Source organism: Nocardia sp. 348MFTsu5.1 (genome assembly GCF_000383535.1).
Lineage (GTDB): Bacteria > Actinomycetota > Actinomycetes > Mycobacteriales > Mycobacteriaceae > Williamsia > Williamsia faeni.
In genome coordinates, this window is sequence record NZ_KB911517.1 from 129,028 (window position 1) to 145,616 (window position 16,589).

16 protein-coding genes are annotated in these 16,589 nt (G+C 62.7%); 5 read left to right on the forward strand and 11 right to left on the reverse strand.

What is annotated here, in order from left to right:
* Positions 1–242 precede the first annotated feature (242 nt).
* The gene (locus H290_RS30805; protein WP_231373741.1) at positions 243–785 is read right to left on the reverse strand and encodes a DUF1016 N-terminal domain-containing protein; all 543 of its coding nucleotides are present in this window, start codon (positions 783–785) and stop codon (positions 243–245) included.
* A gap of 773 nt (positions 786–1,558) precedes the next feature.
* On the opposite strand from H290_RS30805, the gene H290_RS0117720 reads away from it, so the two are divergent.
* Complete coding sequence (locus H290_RS0117720; RefSeq protein WP_036519460.1) at positions 1,559–1,792, forward strand: DUF3263 domain-containing protein; 234 nt, start codon at positions 1,559–1,561, stop codon at positions 1,790–1,792.
* Here H290_RS0117720 and H290_RS0117725 read toward each other — a convergent pair.
* From H290_RS0117725 to H290_RS0117750, 4 genes are all read right to left on the reverse strand, one after another.
* A complete protein-coding gene (locus H290_RS0117725; protein ID WP_020108166.1) occupies positions 1,789–2,037 on the reverse strand; it encodes a three-helix bundle dimerization domain-containing protein in 249 nt (82 codons plus the stop codon). The genes H290_RS0117720 and H290_RS0117725 overlap by 4 nt on opposite strands.
* 360 nt (positions 2,038–2,397) lie before the next feature.
* On the reverse strand, positions 2,398–2,646 hold the full coding sequence (locus tag H290_RS0117730; protein ID WP_020108167.1) for a three-helix bundle dimerization domain-containing protein: 249 nt from the start codon (positions 2,644–2,646) through the stop codon (positions 2,398–2,400).
* An 839-nt stretch (positions 2,647–3,485) separates the two neighbouring features.
* Positions 3,486–4,307: a class II glutamine amidotransferase gene (locus tag H290_RS0117745; RefSeq protein ID WP_020108169.1), complete on the reverse strand. Its 822-nt coding sequence runs from the start codon at positions 4,305–4,307 to the stop codon at positions 3,486–3,488.
* A gap of 128 nt (positions 4,308–4,435) precedes the next feature.
* A complete protein-coding gene (locus H290_RS0117750) occupies positions 4,436–5,080 on the reverse strand; it encodes a TetR/AcrR family transcriptional regulator (RefSeq protein ID WP_020108170.1) in 645 nt (214 codons plus the stop codon).
* A 150-nt stretch (positions 5,081–5,230) separates the two neighbouring features.
* Here H290_RS0117750 and H290_RS0117755 point away from each other — a divergent pair, with 150 nt between their 5' ends.
* Positions 5,231–6,052 carry an SDR family oxidoreductase gene (locus tag H290_RS0117755; RefSeq protein WP_231373732.1) on the forward strand — a complete coding sequence of 274 codons (822 nt, stop codon included), beginning with the start codon at positions 5,231–5,233 and terminating at the stop codon, positions 6,050–6,052.
* 69 nt (positions 6,053–6,121) lie between these two features.
* Positions 6,122–6,970, forward strand: coding sequence for an alpha/beta fold hydrolase (locus H290_RS29000; RefSeq protein ID WP_020108172.1), 849 nt, complete (start codon positions 6,122–6,124; stop codon positions 6,968–6,970).
* A 387-nt stretch (positions 6,971–7,357) separates the two neighbouring features.
* Here H290_RS29000 and H290_RS31240 read toward each other — a convergent pair whose 3' ends face one another.
* From H290_RS31240 to H290_RS0117780, 4 genes are all read right to left on the reverse strand, one after another.
* Complete coding sequence (locus H290_RS31240; RefSeq protein WP_020108173.1) at positions 7,358–7,516, reverse strand: hypothetical protein; 159 nt, start codon at positions 7,514–7,516, stop codon at positions 7,358–7,360.
* Between the two features lie 284 nt (positions 7,517–7,800).
* Complete coding sequence (locus H290_RS0117770) at positions 7,801–8,451, reverse strand: alpha/beta fold hydrolase (RefSeq protein ID WP_020108174.1); 651 nt, start codon at positions 8,449–8,451, stop codon at positions 7,801–7,803.
* A gap of 84 nt (positions 8,452–8,535) precedes the next feature.
* Positions 8,536–9,498 (reverse strand): alpha/beta hydrolase, encoded by a 963-nt coding sequence (locus H290_RS0117775; RefSeq protein WP_020108175.1) that lies wholly within the window; start codon positions 9,496–9,498, stop codon positions 8,536–8,538.
* A 51-nt stretch (positions 9,499–9,549) separates the two neighbouring features.
* Positions 9,550–10,263 carry an alpha/beta fold hydrolase gene (locus H290_RS0117780; protein WP_020108176.1) on the reverse strand — a complete coding sequence of 238 codons (714 nt, stop codon included), beginning with the start codon at positions 10,261–10,263 and terminating at the stop codon, positions 9,550–9,552.
* Between the two features lie 188 nt (positions 10,264–10,451).
* Between H290_RS0117780 and H290_RS0117785 the strand changes: the two genes are divergently transcribed.
* Positions 10,452–13,211: an AAA family ATPase gene (locus tag H290_RS0117785; RefSeq protein WP_081631626.1), complete on the forward strand. Its 2,760-nt coding sequence runs from the start codon at positions 10,452–10,454 to the stop codon at positions 13,209–13,211.
* Between the two features lie 1,213 nt (positions 13,212–14,424).
* Positions 14,425–15,195: a lipase family protein gene (locus tag H290_RS0117800; RefSeq protein ID WP_020108180.1), complete on the forward strand. Its 771-nt coding sequence runs from the start codon at positions 14,425–14,427 to the stop codon at positions 15,193–15,195.
* A 349-nt stretch (positions 15,196–15,544) separates the two neighbouring features.
* Here the strand turns inward: H290_RS0117800 and H290_RS32060 are convergent, their stop codons facing one another.
* Positions 15,545–15,694, reverse strand: coding sequence for a hypothetical protein (locus tag H290_RS32060; protein ID WP_369758832.1), 150 nt, complete (start codon positions 15,692–15,694; stop codon positions 15,545–15,547).
* Between the two features lie 112 nt (positions 15,695–15,806).
* Positions 15,807–16,547 carry a DedA family protein gene (locus H290_RS0117810; RefSeq protein ID WP_020108181.1) on the reverse strand — a complete coding sequence of 247 codons (741 nt, stop codon included), beginning with the start codon at positions 16,545–16,547 and terminating at the stop codon, positions 15,807–15,809.
* Positions 16,548–16,589: the final 42 nt, after the last annotated feature.

The following is a 16,589-nucleotide window of genomic DNA, read 5'->3' on the forward strand; positions in this document are numbered from 1 at the left end:
GCAGCGGGGCCGACGAAAGTGGATCACGTCCTGATCTGGATCCGGGTGTATTTGATGGCTGCTGCATTGTCTGAAGAAGACGATGTCACTGAGCTACGTAAGTCCATGGAGGGCCTGCGGATTGGGGAACCGAAGGTTCATTGGCATCGACGTCGGCGCCAACACCGCCGCAAATGCATGGAAGTCCTGCTGCCGCATCTGACGCACATGCCCTGCTCCACAATCACTCTGGAATTTAGAGGTCAGCTCGACAACAGCGACCTGTCCAAGCTGCAGATGCTGCGGGCCCAGCGTGCTGTGGAGTCGACCCTTCGATCGAACACTCGTGGGCTGAGCTTTGCGCACAGGATTGAGGGAAACGGTGGGCTATCGTCGCCGGAAGTATCCACGGGCGCGGCGTATTGGGCGGATGCGCCAGAATCGGGGTCGGCGGTAACGATGTCGAGGTCGGTTGGGGAGCGATCGTCTCTGCACTCGCACCAATGCGCCGCGCCAACCCGCTGGTGGAGCCGGCTGCGGATCTGATGCGTCAATACGGCATGTGAACAGCCATTTTCCACTGCGGCGGCATACCAGTCGCGGGCAACTTGGTCGTCGAGCTTGTCGATGAGCACGGTGAGGTGTCCCCACGGCAATTGTCCAACAGCTTGTTGGACAATTGCCCCCCCCGCGACCAGGCGCCAGCCGCGGTGCGCATGTAGTGAAGGTTGCTCCGAGAGAACCCCGCATGTCGGAAACTCCGCCCTCAGATCGGTCGCAAGCCGATCAATCACACAGCTGCCCACCCCCGAACGTCCTGGCGATCCGCGTGCTGAGCTGATCGAGCAGGTCACCGTAATCATCGGGCAGTAGCCCTGCGTCGCTCACACGACCATCTTCCCTCGTCGGTTCCCGGGCGTTTCACCGCGATAACCAGACCGACATTTGGTTAGAAGGCCGGGCCGAGGCGGCCCGGCAGTGGGTGCCGTTCAGCGCCGGCCCGGTGGTGTGCCCGGGCCGAAACCTGTTCTTGCACATCACGAGTACCGCCTCGGCCGTGATGCTGTCGAGGGCGCAGTTCACGCCGGGGTCATCGCCTCATCTGACCCCACGGGGGCCGCTGCCGATTACCCTCAACAACAGTGGACTGCGCTGGACAGTGCACCATGGCTCTCTTTGATTGAGGTTTAACCTTCGGGCGCCGGTGCGGTGCCCTCGGCGTCCGCCGCAACGATCTGCTGGGCGCTCTGGGCGAGTGTGACATTGGAGTCCTGGGACAGGTCCGTAGAAGGTCGCATGCCTCGTCGGCGGCGATGCCATAACGCTCCATGAGCATGCCCTTGGCCTGCCCGATGACGTCGCGGCTCTGTATTCCCCACGGAGTTGTTCGCGTTCGCGGCCGGCTGCGAAGGCGCCACAGGCGTGCCTGGCGAACAGACCGACTTCTCAGTCGCAATCATGGCCTCGCCACGAAGCGTTAGTGTTTCGGGCGGCGACCGATTGATCATCTTGAGATTGCTCAGTGTTCACCCAGTGGCGGTACAAAGGCGTAGGACGGGTGACGGCGAAGGAGCCAACAATGAGCGAAACCGATGCGTTGAAGCACGAGATGCTTGAGTTCGAGGCACGCTGGTTTCGATTGGGCGGCGGTCCGTCGCACGAGATTCATTCTCGTTTCGGCATGACCGATCGGACATTCTTCGCTGAGATGGATGCCCTCATGGACGAGCGGCGAGCACTCGATCACTTCACCCCCCGTGATACTGAGGTGATACGCGCTGTGATCCGGCGCCGGCTGTGGCTAGCTAGCTAGCTGAGGGCGGCGAGTGATTCCGGTGATGCGGTGGCCCGGTCGCCGAGTCGCTCATGAGCCCGCCGTTCGACCAGCAGGGGCACGAAGTCGCGGATCGGTTGGTCGTCGAAACGGCGGTACGCGTCCTCGACGACCTGGGCGACGGTGTCAGCCGACAGACTCGCGTGTTGCTTGGTCAGTTTTTCGGCAATGAGATCGATGTTCTGCCGCTCGTCTTGCTGGCGCTTGTCGGCAAAAGTAGTCATGGGTTCTATTTTATGACCGAAAACAACGAGGCTCCAAGTCGGTCACACCTTGTTCTCCGCACATTTGCGTGTCGTTCACTCATCGCCGTGTCGGTGTCAGGAGTCTTACGCATAGAGGACCATTGCACCGTCACGCGGGCAGGGAGCGGACGTCGAACAGGCGCGCTATTTTGCGGCGGAACTCGAGCGTTGGGTCGACAAACTCGAGTCGAGGGCGATGCGGCTCCGAGCAATGACTGGGTCGATGATCTTCACCCGGACAGGGCGTAGCTGACGATTGCACCAGCCCTGCCGGGGTGAGGACGCGTCCAGGATGGCGATCTGGGCGCTGCGCTGTTGCAGCGTTCCATAGGAGAACAGCTAGTGAAGATCGTCGAATGATTCTGGCGTTGCCGTGGCCCGGTCGCCGAGTTGCTCGTGGGCCCGCCGTTCGACCAGCAGGGGCACGAAGTCGCGGATCGGTTGCTCGTCGAAACGGTGGTACGCGTCGTCGACGACCTGGACGACGGCGTCAGCAGAAAGTCCAGGGTGTTGCTTGATCAGCTTCTCCGCGATGAGATTCATGATCTGCCGCTCTTCGTGCAGGCGCTTGTCGGCATAGGCAGTCATAAGTCCAGGCTACGACCGAAGACGACAAGTCCGGCACCTTGTTCACTTGCTGTTCACTCTTCGGTTGCGTGTCATTCAGTGTGCAGTCATTTTCCGTTTCGGTACCGAGAGTCGTAAGCTACGCGAACCATGACATCCTCAGACGGGCAGGGAGCGGACGCTGATCAGGCGCGCTATTTTGCAACAGAACTCAAGCGTTGGATCGACAAACTCTCGTTAGAGATAGGCCATGGTGCCGAGTCCGCAACCAAACGGCACGAGCTTGGTGATCTCCGCCGTCAGCTAAAAGCGTTGCGCGACAGTTTCCCTGGCGCGTTCGAGTAACCCGGGCGCTGTTGCTTATCCGCGAAAAGGCCTACGTAGAAAGATGGTTGGATTCGTTCGAGGTCGTGCATCCGGAGATCCGCGTAGTGCGGATGCGGCCGGCGTTCATCTTCAAGAAGCGCTCTGCGACCGGACAACGCAGACTATTCGGAGGCCCCTTCGTACCGGGTCGGCTCGTCTACCCCAAGCGATTGCCGATGGTCCCGTCCATTCCGGGTCTGAGTGTGCAGGTGGTCCATACCGATGACGTGGCAGCCGCATATGCATCCGCCGCCGTCCGTCCGCATCCGCGGCGCCTTCAATCCGGGGTCCGACATTGCAGTTGACTTGTCCGGTCCCCCAGAACCGCCACACCAAACCGTCCACGGTTTGAGGAACGCAGGGATCGAAACCCGCAATCTGTTTGCGTAGCCCGGTTTCTCGGGCCTTCACCATCAGTTGCCGGATATCTCACCCGTGTGCACCGCCTCCTCGAGTGCGCGCAGCGACTGGCAGACGTCACGGGCAACACTGTGTCAGGTGGGTGCGATCGGGTGAAATGGCCGAAGTTCGTCTGCGCCAGGTCTGACAACCCCCGCCGAGGATTCCGGCACCTCGTTCCACGCCCCCGGAAGGTCACGCAACGGTTCGGAGACAACGAGCCGGGTCTCCGAGCCCAACCTGCGTAGCACCTCCACCTCCGGGTGCAGGGCCTGCAGCCTGGTTATCTCCGTCGAGTAGAACAAAGAGCGCGATTGCAGCTCGCTCGAGTAGCGGAATATCCATGTGGATTCGCCATCCGACGTCGCGACGGTCATCTGGACAGGGTCGTCGATCCCATGTGCGTGGCCGACGTCCTCGACGAAACCGACCGCACGGGCAACAGCTTCGAAAGGCTCGTCGGTGAGACCGAACGTCATCGCGAGAAAGAACAGCGTCTCCGAGTCGGTCGAGCCGTCGAGGTCGGGGAACAGCGCCGGGTCAATGGCTGTCACGAGGTCGCGCCGGGTTTCATGAAAACCCCGCAGTGCCCCGTTGTGCATCCACAACCACCGCCCATGGCGGAACGGATGGCAATTGCTGCGCTGCACCGGAGTCCCGGTCGACGCACGTATGTGTGCAAAGAACAGCGGCGTGCGTATTTGACCGGCAATCTCGCGCAGATTGCGGTCGTTCCAGGCGGGTTCGATGCTCTTGAACATGGCCGGTTCGGTGCCTTCTCCGTACCAGCCGATCCCGAAACCGTCACCGTTCGTCGTCGTCGCCCCGAGACGGGAGTGCAAGCTTTGATCGATCAGTGAATGTTTCGGCTTGAACAGCAGATCCTCCGCGAGTATCGGAGCCCCCGAGTAAGCCATCCACCTGCACATCCTTCGATTGAAGCAACTTCACCGTTGGCACCTGACCCGAACAGAGGAATTGCAGCTCGCGCACCATGTAAGTCGATGGCCGCGACGCGGCTTCGTTCGAGACGGAGCCCGCTATGCTAGCCGTTGCTCAGGTGGCCGATCCCATGCAGGATGACCGCCACTCGATCGAGCAACGTCTGGCGCAGCCAGGCCGCCGGGCGATCCCCCGACCCCCAGCGCGCGATCGCTTCCATCGTCACCGCAGTCAGCATCGCTGCGCCCTCTTCCGCATCGATCTGCGCGCTGAGTTCACCGCGCTTGATGCCGTAACGCAGAAGCGATTCAAAGGCGACGTTCAGTCTGGGGTTCTCCGGGGTCCCCACCAGTGCCCGCGTCGGGAAGCCGAGCGTGCTCGACCGCACCGCGGCCACCCTGGGCGCGCGAACCGTGCGTCGCGCCATAGCGGTCATCACTTGTTCGCTCAAGGTGTGCAGCGGGACATCCCCGGCGGTCCCCGCGTCGATCTGGTCGATCATCGCCCGGATCGTCGCCGAACCCATCTCGAGGAGGATTGCTTCCTTGTTGGCGAAGTGGAAATAGAAGCTCCCCTTGCTGACCCCGGCGGCCTGGGCAATGTCGGCCACCGTGCTCGCCTCATAGGCCGCATCGAAGTCGCCTTCACTCCACAACCGGAGAGCCGCGCGGGTCAGTGCCCGCCGCGTCTCCTGCGACCGGGTGTTGACCAGAGTCGCCCGCCGGCGGGGCGTCCGACTGGGTTGCATGACCGAAGCATACCCAGCGCGCGGTCGCTTCCGACCGTCACCATTTGAACGGTGATCAAATGCGTGTTAGCTTTATTTGAACGGTGATCAAATGACAATGGGAGGCGCACTATGGAAAGACATGAGGAACTGGACCTGACCGACAAGGTCGTGATCATCACGGGAGCCAGTCGAGGGGTCGGCCGGCAGACCGCCCTCGGCTTCGCCCGTCGCGGCGCGAAGTTGGTCCTTGCCGCACGGACAGTCGAGCCGGACAACTGGCTACCCGGCACGCTCGGCGAGACGCTGAAGCAGATCGAAGACATGGGCTCGCAAGCGATCGCGGTGCAGACTGACCTGGCCAGCGAGTCGGACCTCAAAAACCTTGTCGACTCGGCTGTCGAGCGATTCGGTGGCGTCGACGTGCTCATCAACAACGCCGCTGCCACTGCAGGCGACTACTGGTCCAAGGGGTTCCTCGACCTGACCCGCCAAGATTGGCTGTACCAATTCGACGTGAACACCCACGCGCCCTTCACCCTGATCCAACTGGTGGTTCCGATCATGGAGAGCCGGGGCGGTGGGCGCATCGTCAATCTCAGCACCGGCAGCGGCGAGGTCTTCCGCGTGGCGGAAGAGCCGCCAAAGCTTGCGAGCTGGGGCGAGTTCAGCCTGGCAGTACCCGGCTACTACGCGAGCAAGCGGGCACTCGACCGGCTCGGCAACACCCTTGCTCCCGAGCTCGCGCAGAAGAACATTGCCATCATCGGTATGCATCCCGGCTTCGTGTCCAGCGAGATTGTCCAGGCCCGAGTAAAGGATGCCGGCCTTGATAACAGCCAGGCCGTGCCCATGGTGGTGCCCGCTCGTATGCTGGTGTACTTCTCCTCATGCGCCGACCCGATGGAGTACACGGGACGCCTGTTCTGGGCCGAACGCGAGCTCGCGGAACTAGGGCTTGAGGTGGACGACCAGGTCGCGATCGGCAGCTGAGCACCGAACGCCGCCGGATTGCCCGGCACATTGAATACCCGAGTAGAGAACACCCGGAGGTCCGGCGCGATGTCAGCCCATCCGCACGAGGCGCTGGACGCGGAGAGTCTGGGCGAGGTCGTCGTGCGCGGCGTCCCCGTCAGGTTCTCCGTGGTCGGGCGCGGCGATCGCGACGTCTTGCTGGTGCATGGCAGCGGCGCACATCGATGGTGGTGGCACCTACTCATCCCACAGTTGGTTGCCGCTGGACTACGGGTGACCTCCTTCGATCTGAGCGGGCACGGTGACAGCGGCCACCGTTCGGAGTACGGCGCCGAGGTGTGGGGCGAGGAAATACTCGCTGTGATGGCGGCAACCGGCTCCTCTCGCCCGGTCGTGGTCGGCCACAGTCTGGGCGGCAGACTCACCCTGATAACAGCGGGCGCGCATCCAGACGCGTTCGCCGCGTTGGTCTTGATCGACACCCCGTTGCGCCCTCCGCCGAGCTACCGGGCCGCGGTGGCAGCGGGGCGCGGGCAGCGGGCCAGGCAGGAACGTCGCTACAGCCGCGAGGAAGCTATGGCCCGGTTCCGCTTGGTACCACCTCAGCCCCACCCGGCGGCCGAGGTGATGCATGCTCTCGCCGTCAACGGGGTGCGGGAGGTCGAAGGGATGTGGACCTGGAAGCACGACCAATGCATGATGCCGGCGTTCTACGGTCCCGAGTTGCTGGCCGCGGCCGCGAGAGTGCGGATCCCGCTGTGCTACGTCTACGGCGGCTGCAGCGCACTTGTGAAGGACGACGAGGCCGACTTTGTCCGGTCACACGTCGCCGGCGAGGTGAAGGTCGTCCGTATCGCCGACGGTTTCCACCACCTCAGCTTGGACCGGCCTACTGAGTGCGCCGCCGCGATCATTTCGACTCGATCCCGAGCCTGATTTCTGTAGGCGTGCCCTGGCCCACTAAGGACCTGTCCTTGCTGGTTGCTCGGCGAGCATCTGCGCCTTTGAATTTCGCTCAGGTGCCGGAACCGCGAATCTACAGCACCACCAGTAACTCCCTTGAGGTCGATCGCAGTCCGAACAGGGTTGAGAATCTGACCGACGCGGAGTCTGCAGAAAGCAAACTGCTCAGCTATGGACGACCCCACTACCACTCACGGTCATCGACGTCACATGTCAGCGAACAACAAAGGGCAACCTCGAGCCCAACAGCATTGCACGCCAACCATTTCGACAGAGCCATCACGAACACGCACATGTCGACGACGCGGCCTTCGGCAACCGCGCCCAGAATGTTCCAGGGGCCACCTCCCACAGCACGTCCTACTCCAGTTCGACCTCGACCACGAGACGTTCGAGTGTGTTGTTCTGCTCCCGGCACACTGTGGGCTCTATGGCCGCGTCAATTTCCATACCGCCCCTACCGGCGCGCGAATTGACCACCGACACCTCCAGCACGGCGAACCATGCACCGCGGCTCATATGAACTCTTAGCACCGCTTCAAAGGGTCATGCATGTGCAAATTGACACCGCACAAGCCACTGAATCGTCCTGGTCTCCACCAGACCCAGGACGGTTCAGTTCGACACCAACTGGGCGAAAAAGAGGACCCGGTAGCTCCGGTGCCTCGCGTTGCCCATGCAATTATCTGTGCCACGCTCACTTCGGCGACGGTCGTTATAACGCACCCGATTCGGCGCCTTCCGATCGCGGTCTCTCGGGATGTGCAGTCATGGTGGCATTCTCAGTCGTCGACGTCAGGTTGTTAACTCACGTATTTCACGGCCTCGACGATGAGCTCTGCGACCACGCCCGGGTTCGACACCATCGACGAGTGCGATGCGTCCGGGATGACCCGAGTCGATTGTGATCCCGCCCGATCTGCCATGTACTGCATCGCTTCGGCAGGTATGTTTTTGTCTGCGTCACCGAACACGAACCACGACGGCAGGGTCTTCCATCCGGGCGTGGTGGTGGGAAGTGGTTCATTGAGCGCGTAGTCACGGATTGGCCGCTGCGTGGCGGCGGCGATTGCCGCCTGGTCGAGTGGTACGTCGGCGGCGAACTGCTGGGGGTAGAGACTGCGATCGACGATCAAATCATTGGTGCCGTCGCCGAGATCGTATGGCCGCACAGTTGATCCGAGGGTACTGCCGGGGAATTGATCGGTCAGTGCCAGCGCGGTTTCACCGTGGTCGGGGGCGAACGCGGACACGTAGACCAGACCTTTGACGTTGCCTGCTCCCGTAGCTGCCTCGGTGATGACGGCGCCGCCATAGGAGTGCCCGACCAAGATCACCGGCCCGTCGATCGCTTGGACCGCCCGGCGGACGTTGTCGGCGTCGGTGGTGACACTTCGTAGAGGGTTGGGGGTGGCGATGGTCTGGATTCCGATATCGCCCAGGGCGGCGATCACTCCGTTCCAGCTTGCGGATTCGGCGAATGCCCGTGGACGAGTACGACCGTGGTGTTCATTGTCATCACTTTCCTGTTGATCTGATCAAGGTGTTTGTAGACCGCGAAGGAAGTCGACGGCCTGGGCGATGGCCGCGGTCGCGGCACGGGTGTCGTGCAGGGAGTTGACCATCACGAAGTCGTGGATCGTTGCCGAGTACGTGACGTGGGTCACCGGCACCCCGGCCGATCTCAACAGGTCGGCGTAGCCGGCGCCGTCGTCATGCAGGACGTCGGCTTGTGCGTTGATGATCAATGCCGGTGGAAGGCCTTCGAGTTGCTCGGGCTTTGCGCGTAGTGGCGAGGCGGTGATCTGCGCTCGGTCTGTTGTGCTGGTGGTGTATTGGTCCCAGAACCACTTCATCCCGGTTCGGGTCAGCCAGTAGCCCTCGGCGAATCGCAGATATGAAGGGGTGTCGAATGCGGCATCGGTGACTGGATAGAACAACACCTGCCCTCGAAAGCTCACATCGCCGCGGTCTTTGGCCATCAACGTCAACGCGATGGCCATGTTCCCGCCGACCGAATCGCCGGCAATGGTGATGTTGGTGGTGTCCAGGCCCTCATCGGCGCCCGATGTGCCGACCCATTGCGCCACGGCGTAGGACTGTTCGTTGGCGACGGGATAGTGGACGTCGGGTGAGCGATTATATTCTGGAAATACCACCGCTGCACCGGTTCCCGTTGCCAGGTCTCGCACAAGCCGGTCGTGGGTGTGTGCGTCGCCGAATACCCAACCGGCGCCGTGGGTGTACACGATCACCGGAAGGGAGTCTGGTGCGTTCTTGGGTTTGACGATGCGGACTTTGACCGTGCCGGTCGGGCCGCCGTCGACGGTGATCCACTTGTCGTCGACGTCGGGTTTGTCGATGGGCGAATCTTGTACGCCGTCGACGGTGGTGCGTCCTTCGTCGGGACTCATTTCGTACAGATACGGTGGATTGGCTGTTGCCTCGGCAAACTCGAGTGCCGCGGTTTCAAGTGAAATGTTGTGCGGGTTGGCGGGCATGATCGTTCTCCTGGCCGATGTGACGAATGACGCCGCGAGTGGGCGGTGGTCTCAGTTGATTTCTGTCAGTGCTTCTTCGATGAGGGCGACTACCGCGTCGGGGTTTTGATGCATGATCAGGTGGGGGGCGCCGTCGACTTCTACGATCCGTTTGAGGCCGGCCCTGTTGTAACCGAATCGTTCGACTTCGGGGTTGATGGTGCGATCGGCCGAGGAGACGATTCCCCACCCTGGCTTGGACTTCCACGCAGCGACCGCGGCGCCTTCGCCGAACGCAGCGGCCGAGAGCGGTCGTTGCGACACCGCCAACACCTGTGCGGTGTCGGGATCGACGCCGTCAGCGAAGACCGACGGGAAAGCAGCAATATCGACGGAAACATCGGTTCCGTCGGTACCGTCGGCCTGCGGATAGGGGGTGTAGACCAGGTTGGCAGCCAAATCGGAGTCGGGGAATCCGCCTTGAAGCTGACCTAGGCTCTCCCCTTCTTCCAGGGCGTAACCCGCGATGTAGACCAATCCGACGACGTTGGCTGCGACTCCGGCGACGGTGATCACAGCACCGCCATAGGAATGGCCGACCAGCAGAACCGGTCCATCGATCTGTTCGGTGAATCGCCGGATCGATGCCGCGTCGTCGGCGAGGCTTCTGTTGTAGACCGGCGGCACACGCACTGTGTGGCTTTTGTCGAGCAGTCGGCGCGTGACCGGAGCCCAGCTCGCTGAGTCTGCGAATGCGCCATGCACGAGCACGATTGTCGGAGCCATGGGGAACCACCTCGAATAATTGTTGGGGACCGATGCGCGGGAGCGAACCTGCCGTCCTGAGCAGCGTAAGGAGCACCGCAGGTCCTCCACATCGGTCAGGTGTGCCTAGATTCGCGGGTATTCGTACCTAGATCGCGGTCGCTCGCTACCCCAGCGTTCGAGTCGTATCGGTGGCATGATGGCGGGCTGTGCGCCCTAATGCAACGTTCGTCGGACGCGACCCCGAAGTAGCTCTGCTCAGCGCGCTGTGCACGAACGTGCACGAGCGCGGCGCGGCGATCGTCATCGAAGGCGACCCGGGTGTTGGTAAAACCGCTCTGGTGGAACAGTGTTCGCTGCACGCGCGAGAGCGTGGACTGCGCGTTCTGCGCGTCTCGGCGTCTCCGGCCGAGGCCGGTGTTCCCTACGCCGCGTTGCACCTACTGCTTCATCCTCTCCATGCGCTGTTCGAAACACTCCCCACGCCGCAACGCAACGCTGTCGAAGTGGCGTTCGGGCTCGCCGACGTAGTCGCTGCGCCGTCCCCGCTGATGGCGGGTCTGGCGACCCTGACCTTGTTGACCGACGCCGCCGCTGAGCAGCCGCTGCTTGTGATCGCCGAGGACGTGCACTGGTTTGATTCGGCGTCTCGCTGGGCGCTGGAGATGGCTGCTCGACGCATCTGCGACGACCCCGTTGTCATCATCATGACGACCAGAGGATCTGGCGATACCCTCCCGGCGCTGGGCATCAGCCAGATGTACCTCGAGCCACTCAGTGAGGCCGAGTCAACTGAATTGATCGGCACTCGAGCGGACATTCCCGCAGGCAGAGCGGTGCGGGCCGTGCTGGAGCGGGCCGCGGGCAACCCCCTGGCACTGCTCGAACTCGACCCGCCCGAGCTCAGTGCGGGCGCTTTCGACGTCGCACCGGTCACCCGGCGACTGGAGGCGACATTCGCTGGTCGCTTTGCCGACCTCGCCGCGCCCCTACGGTTGGCTGTTCTGGCAATGGCGTTGGGAGACAGTCCTTCACCCGAACAGTCTTCGCGAATCGTTGCCGACATCGTCGGCAAACATCTCGATCCTGCTTGGATCGACACCGTCACGACCGCAGGATTGGCAGTGTGGTCACCCGAAGGTCTGCGGTTTCGCCATCCACTGGTTCGCGCAGCAGTGACCAGCGCCAGCCGGCCCTCCGAACGGTCGGCAGTCCTGCAGGCGCTGGTCCGTGCGCACGGCAACGAGCCATCTCAAACGTTGTGGTGGCGCGTCAAGCTCGCCGGTGACATGGACGCGGCATTGTGCGTCGAACTCACCGAGCTCGCGCGGGCAAGTGTGCACACCGGTGACCATCAACTTGCCGCCCGCGCCTTCGAGAGAGCCGCCGAACTGACCGATGACCCGATCGAGCGTGCCTCGCGGCGCCTCGACGCAGCAGAAGCCGCCTTCGCCTCGGGCGCCTGCGACATCGCCGCCCGGCTCATCACCCACACCCTGACAGACACCGATGCCCCAGCCGTGCACGGTCGCGCACAATGGCTCCGAGAAATATTGGCACCCGACGACTCTGCGCTCACACGCGGCGACTTCGGTCCAGCGCTGGCCGCGATCGACACGATGCGTACCGCCGCCGCGACCGACGATGCGATCGCATCGCTCGTACATTTGGCGTCGATAATGTGGGACCATTCCACCGACGCCGGCGACCCTGAACGCATTCAGCAGGCCCTGAGCAACTTCGATCTACCAGCCGAGGATCCACGCGCTCTCTTCCTGGACGCCGTCACCGACCCCGCCACCCGCGCGGACCACGTCCTTTCGACCGTGTCCGCCATCGACCCGCAGTCGATTCAGGACCCGTACTCTCTGTGGTTGCTGGGCCACGCCCTCAACGTCAGCGGGGAGCATGACCTTTCTTGGTCCTACGCATCTCGCGCGGTCGCCGCCCTGCGAGCAGCCGGCGACGTAGCCCTTCTTCCGCATGCGTTGATGGGCGCTTCCTGGACCAGCTACCTGCGCGGGCACTTCGACGTCGGGCGGGAACTCGCCGATGAATGTCTCAGGCTTGCAACGGACCTGGGCAATAATGTGCTCGCTATCGGAGCTCGCATCGGATTGGCGTGGTTCGACGCCGTCGACGGGTCACGCCCCGACATCGACGCCATCACCGGTCAATCACCGGCCGCAGCGGAAGTACTCCACGCCCGCAATATCCGCGCCTCGTTGATCGGGTCCGACGCTGCCACAGCACTCGTCACCGGTCACCCGCGACAAGCGCACGATCTCCTGCGCCCTTTTGCCGACCCGTCAGACCCCGTGTACGGCACGATCTTCGGAGTCGCCGTACTACCCGACATCATCGAGGCCGCACTCACAATCGGCGATCGAGACCACGCCCTTACGCGCGTCGCCCACGTTCGTGAACTCAACCGGAGCTGGCACGCGCCCCTTATCGACTCGGTACTACGGTTCGCCGATGTCGCGCTGGCCGACGAATCCGACCTGGCGAAGATCCAAATCCAGCTGGTCGACGGTCCGCCGTCGATACCGTACTTTCAAGCCAGGGCCGAATTGCTGCTCGGAATAAGACTCCGCCGACTGCGACGGGTCGACCAGTCCCGACAGCATCTCACCCGCGCCCTCAAAGTCTTCGACGACCTGCCCGCGCCGGCATGGTCCGAAAGATGCAGAGACGCACTGCGCGCCACCGGTGAACGACTTGCCAACGAACCGCTTTCGCGGACCCACGTGCTCACTCGCCAAGAACTGCGTATCGCAGCACTCGCCGCCAACGGCCTGAGCAATCGCTCGATCGCCGAACAACTCTTCCTCTCACCGCGCACCATCGCGGCTCATCTATCCGCTGCCTACCGTAAACTCGGCATCACCGCGCGCGGCCAACTCCCCCTGGCGCTCGCCGACGACACCCGCCCGGCAGATACGCCGCCTGAGCAGGACTCTGCCTGAAGCAGGCTGGGCGAGTGTCTCTACCAACCAAAGCGGTAAGTACCCCAGGGCTGACGGAGTCGATTCCTGGGGCCACCGGCCCGAGTCGCGGATCTGCGAGCCAGCCCAACCTGTGATCGTCGACTTGTCAGCCGTCCTTGGGTGGGCCTTTCAATTTCGCCGACCGCCGATCGGTGTCTCGCCGGAAACCCGCGCCTACGGCGTGCGGTACGAGCCGAACCAGACTGGCTTGTTGGCGGCGTGGTTGCGCGCCGCCGGCGGGACGTAGGTCGCGATTGTCGCTGTCAGATCGTCAGCGCGAACACCAAATGCGCTATCAGGCAGCGTTTTCGGATACTACCCGAAGCGGTACTGTAGAAGTTCCGACCTGGGGATTTGTCCGTCGTATCCACAGCGGAAATTAACCCGAGCGGACCCATCAGGCACTGTTTGGCGCCTCCGCGGATATCGAAACCAGTGCGTCTGACCGACATGATCGACGCCACGACCAGGTAGCCAGATCGCCAACGATCCGCAAACATCCACAACCAACAGTTCAAAACCCGTCCATTGTCAGTTCGACTCTGACCGGGGGCACAAGACTGCAGGTCAGAGCATTGCATGCAAGTGCATTAGGGACCCCTAGGTGTTGGGTACGCAGAGGGTTCGCAGGAACTTTCGGGAGTGCTCGTTCAGCGAGGATAGAAGGCCACGACTGTGGCCACCACCGAGCAGCGCAGCAGGCCACATATCGAGCCGACTGGAATGCAATTCCCCACCTGCACAACGGATCTGAATTTCTTCCGAGTCTCCCAGCTGTACCCTCCGCACACCCAAATTTGGGATCCGCGATCGAAACGCGACTGGATGGATTTCCCGATACGTACCCGTTGGGCAGCTGCGTGCGCCGCCGAATGACTCCGCCGCGCATGCCGATTCGCACCACCATCTGCCACCAGCGGTTGCATGTCCACGCGCTGAGCATTGAAGGTCGCTCAAGTCTTGACGATACCCACTCGGTATGCGGTAGGTACGCAGCAATCTCAGCTGCAGCGTGACCTGCCTTGGCAGAATTTTTGTCGAGATCATCCGACATCAGACGCCCGCAGCACTCGAATGGCATCGTCACTATCCGCCCGAGGCGCCGGCGTCAGGCACCGCCGTCCAGCGTGGGCTGTCGGGTCGAAAGCCATTTCCACCTGGCACCGTCGACCCTGAGACTAAGCTGCGAGCCATGGCATTCGACGCGTTGTTCGCCAGGGACGTGGCGCTCCCCCTGGCCCAGGCCGCATACGACGCGTCGAACGGCCGCCCTCTCGCACTTCCGCCCGGATTCGTGCAGACCGCCCTCATCGAGCCCGACAACACCGCTCGCACCGCTCTCACCGCGATGACCGACTCACATCCCGCAGTGAGGGCGATGACGCGGGACAACCTTGTTTTCGGGCTGATGGGACAGAACACCGGCACCCGCACAGCGTTTGTCTCGTTTCGCGGTACCCAGCACCTCGAGGAGTGGGTGCGAAACGTTGATGCCGAACCCCAGGAATACATACCGATCCCCGGATTCGGAAAGGTGCACGAGGGCTTTCAGGCGACCTACCACCTCGTGCGCAACAGCATCGCCGCGAACCTCGCAGCCGCCTGCACCGACTGCGATCAAATCCTGCTCACCGGGCACAGCCTCGGCGCGGCGCTGGCAGTACTCGCAGCGCCCGACATCTTCTCGAACATGCCACCGAACACACTCGAACCCAGACTTATCACCTTCGCCGGACCACGCGTCGGACTGAACGACTTCGTCACCTCGTTCAACACCGCCATAGAAAGCTGCTACAGAGTGGTCAACTTCCTCGACATCGTGCCGCACGTACCGCTGGCTCCGTACACCCATGTCGGCGCCCAGATCGCCGTCGACAGTGACGGACCCATCGACCTGATCTGGCGCCACGCACTCCCGGCCTATCGCGCCGGCCTAACCAAATCGATTGCCACTCACCCGTAACACCAAACGCCCACCGACCCTGCCAACTCGACCGGCACCACCCTCGCTCCGACCAGACATCGGCAACATCACCCAACGATGAAATAACAAGTAACAACTGATCTTTCGGGCCTTGCCGACTCGACGTGCTGCAGGTCGATCCGCAGCCCGCAGACCTTGGCGAATCGGCTTCGCCGACCGACCACCTCGTACAAACCGTCACCCGTCTGCCGGGCGAGGTCACCGGTTCTGAGTTCGCCTCCGGGTGCGTCGCAGCGAGTTCCGGTGGTAGGCACGCAGCGCGAGGTCGGGATGCAGCAAGTGCTTGGAGCCTTCACGAAGCTCCTCGATCACCGTGCGCCCACCGGTGCTAGCACCACCACGTCGGGTCGGTACGCGGCGACCAGGCACGGACGTTGTCGGGATTGTCGCCTGGTGCCAGCAACACCGGATGCCCGGCGAAGAGGACTGCGAGGTAGGTGATGAGCACATCGATCTCATTGGATCCGGCGATCAACACCAGGCGGCGGGTCCGGCCGGGTGCACAGCTCGACTGTGTCCCCCGGCGGCTGTGCGATCACTGAGTGCCGGAAACCACACCTGCACAATCTGATACACGATCGTGGCCGAACCTACCCCGGTAGGTTGTCGGCGCCTGCCGGAGGGACGACGGCGACATCGGGTTCGGCCATCTGGACCTGTTCCTTGTTGCGCCATCTCTTGTAGGCCTCCCAGGCGATCGGGAGCACCGAGATGAAGACGATAACGACGAAGATCGGCTCGATGAGTTTCTGCACGAACGCGAATTGGCCCAACCAGTACCCGAGCAGCGTGACCCCGCAGCCCCAGACGATGGCGCCAATCACGTTGTAGACGAAGAACACCCGGTAGTTCATCCGTGCGGCCCCGGCCACCAGTGGCGCCAGAGTGCGGATGACAGGGACGAATCGAGCCACGAACACGGTCACCGGACCGTGCTTGTCGAAGAACTCATGGGCCTCGTCGACGTAGCGCTGTTTGAGGAAACGGGCATCGGGCTTGAACATCGCGGTTCCCGCGTATCGACCGATCCAGTAGCCGATCTGGCCGCCGATGATCGCAAAGAGCGGGACGAAGATCAGTAGTTGCCAGAGCGTGGCGAAGGAGTCGACGCCGTCCTTACCACCTGCGGCGACAACCATTCCGGCCACGAACAGCAGCGAATCCCCGGGGAGAACCGGAAACAGGATGCCGGATTCGATCAGAACGACGGCGAGCAGGCCGGCCAGCGCCCATGTCCCGAAGTAGCCGAGCAGGGTGATGGGGTCGAGGAATCCCGGCAGCAGGGCCAGATTTGCGGTCGAACCAGCTGCGGCAAGGGCATTTACGTTCACGTCCGCAGACAATAGCCTCCTGTCGCTGAGCAAACGCTGAGC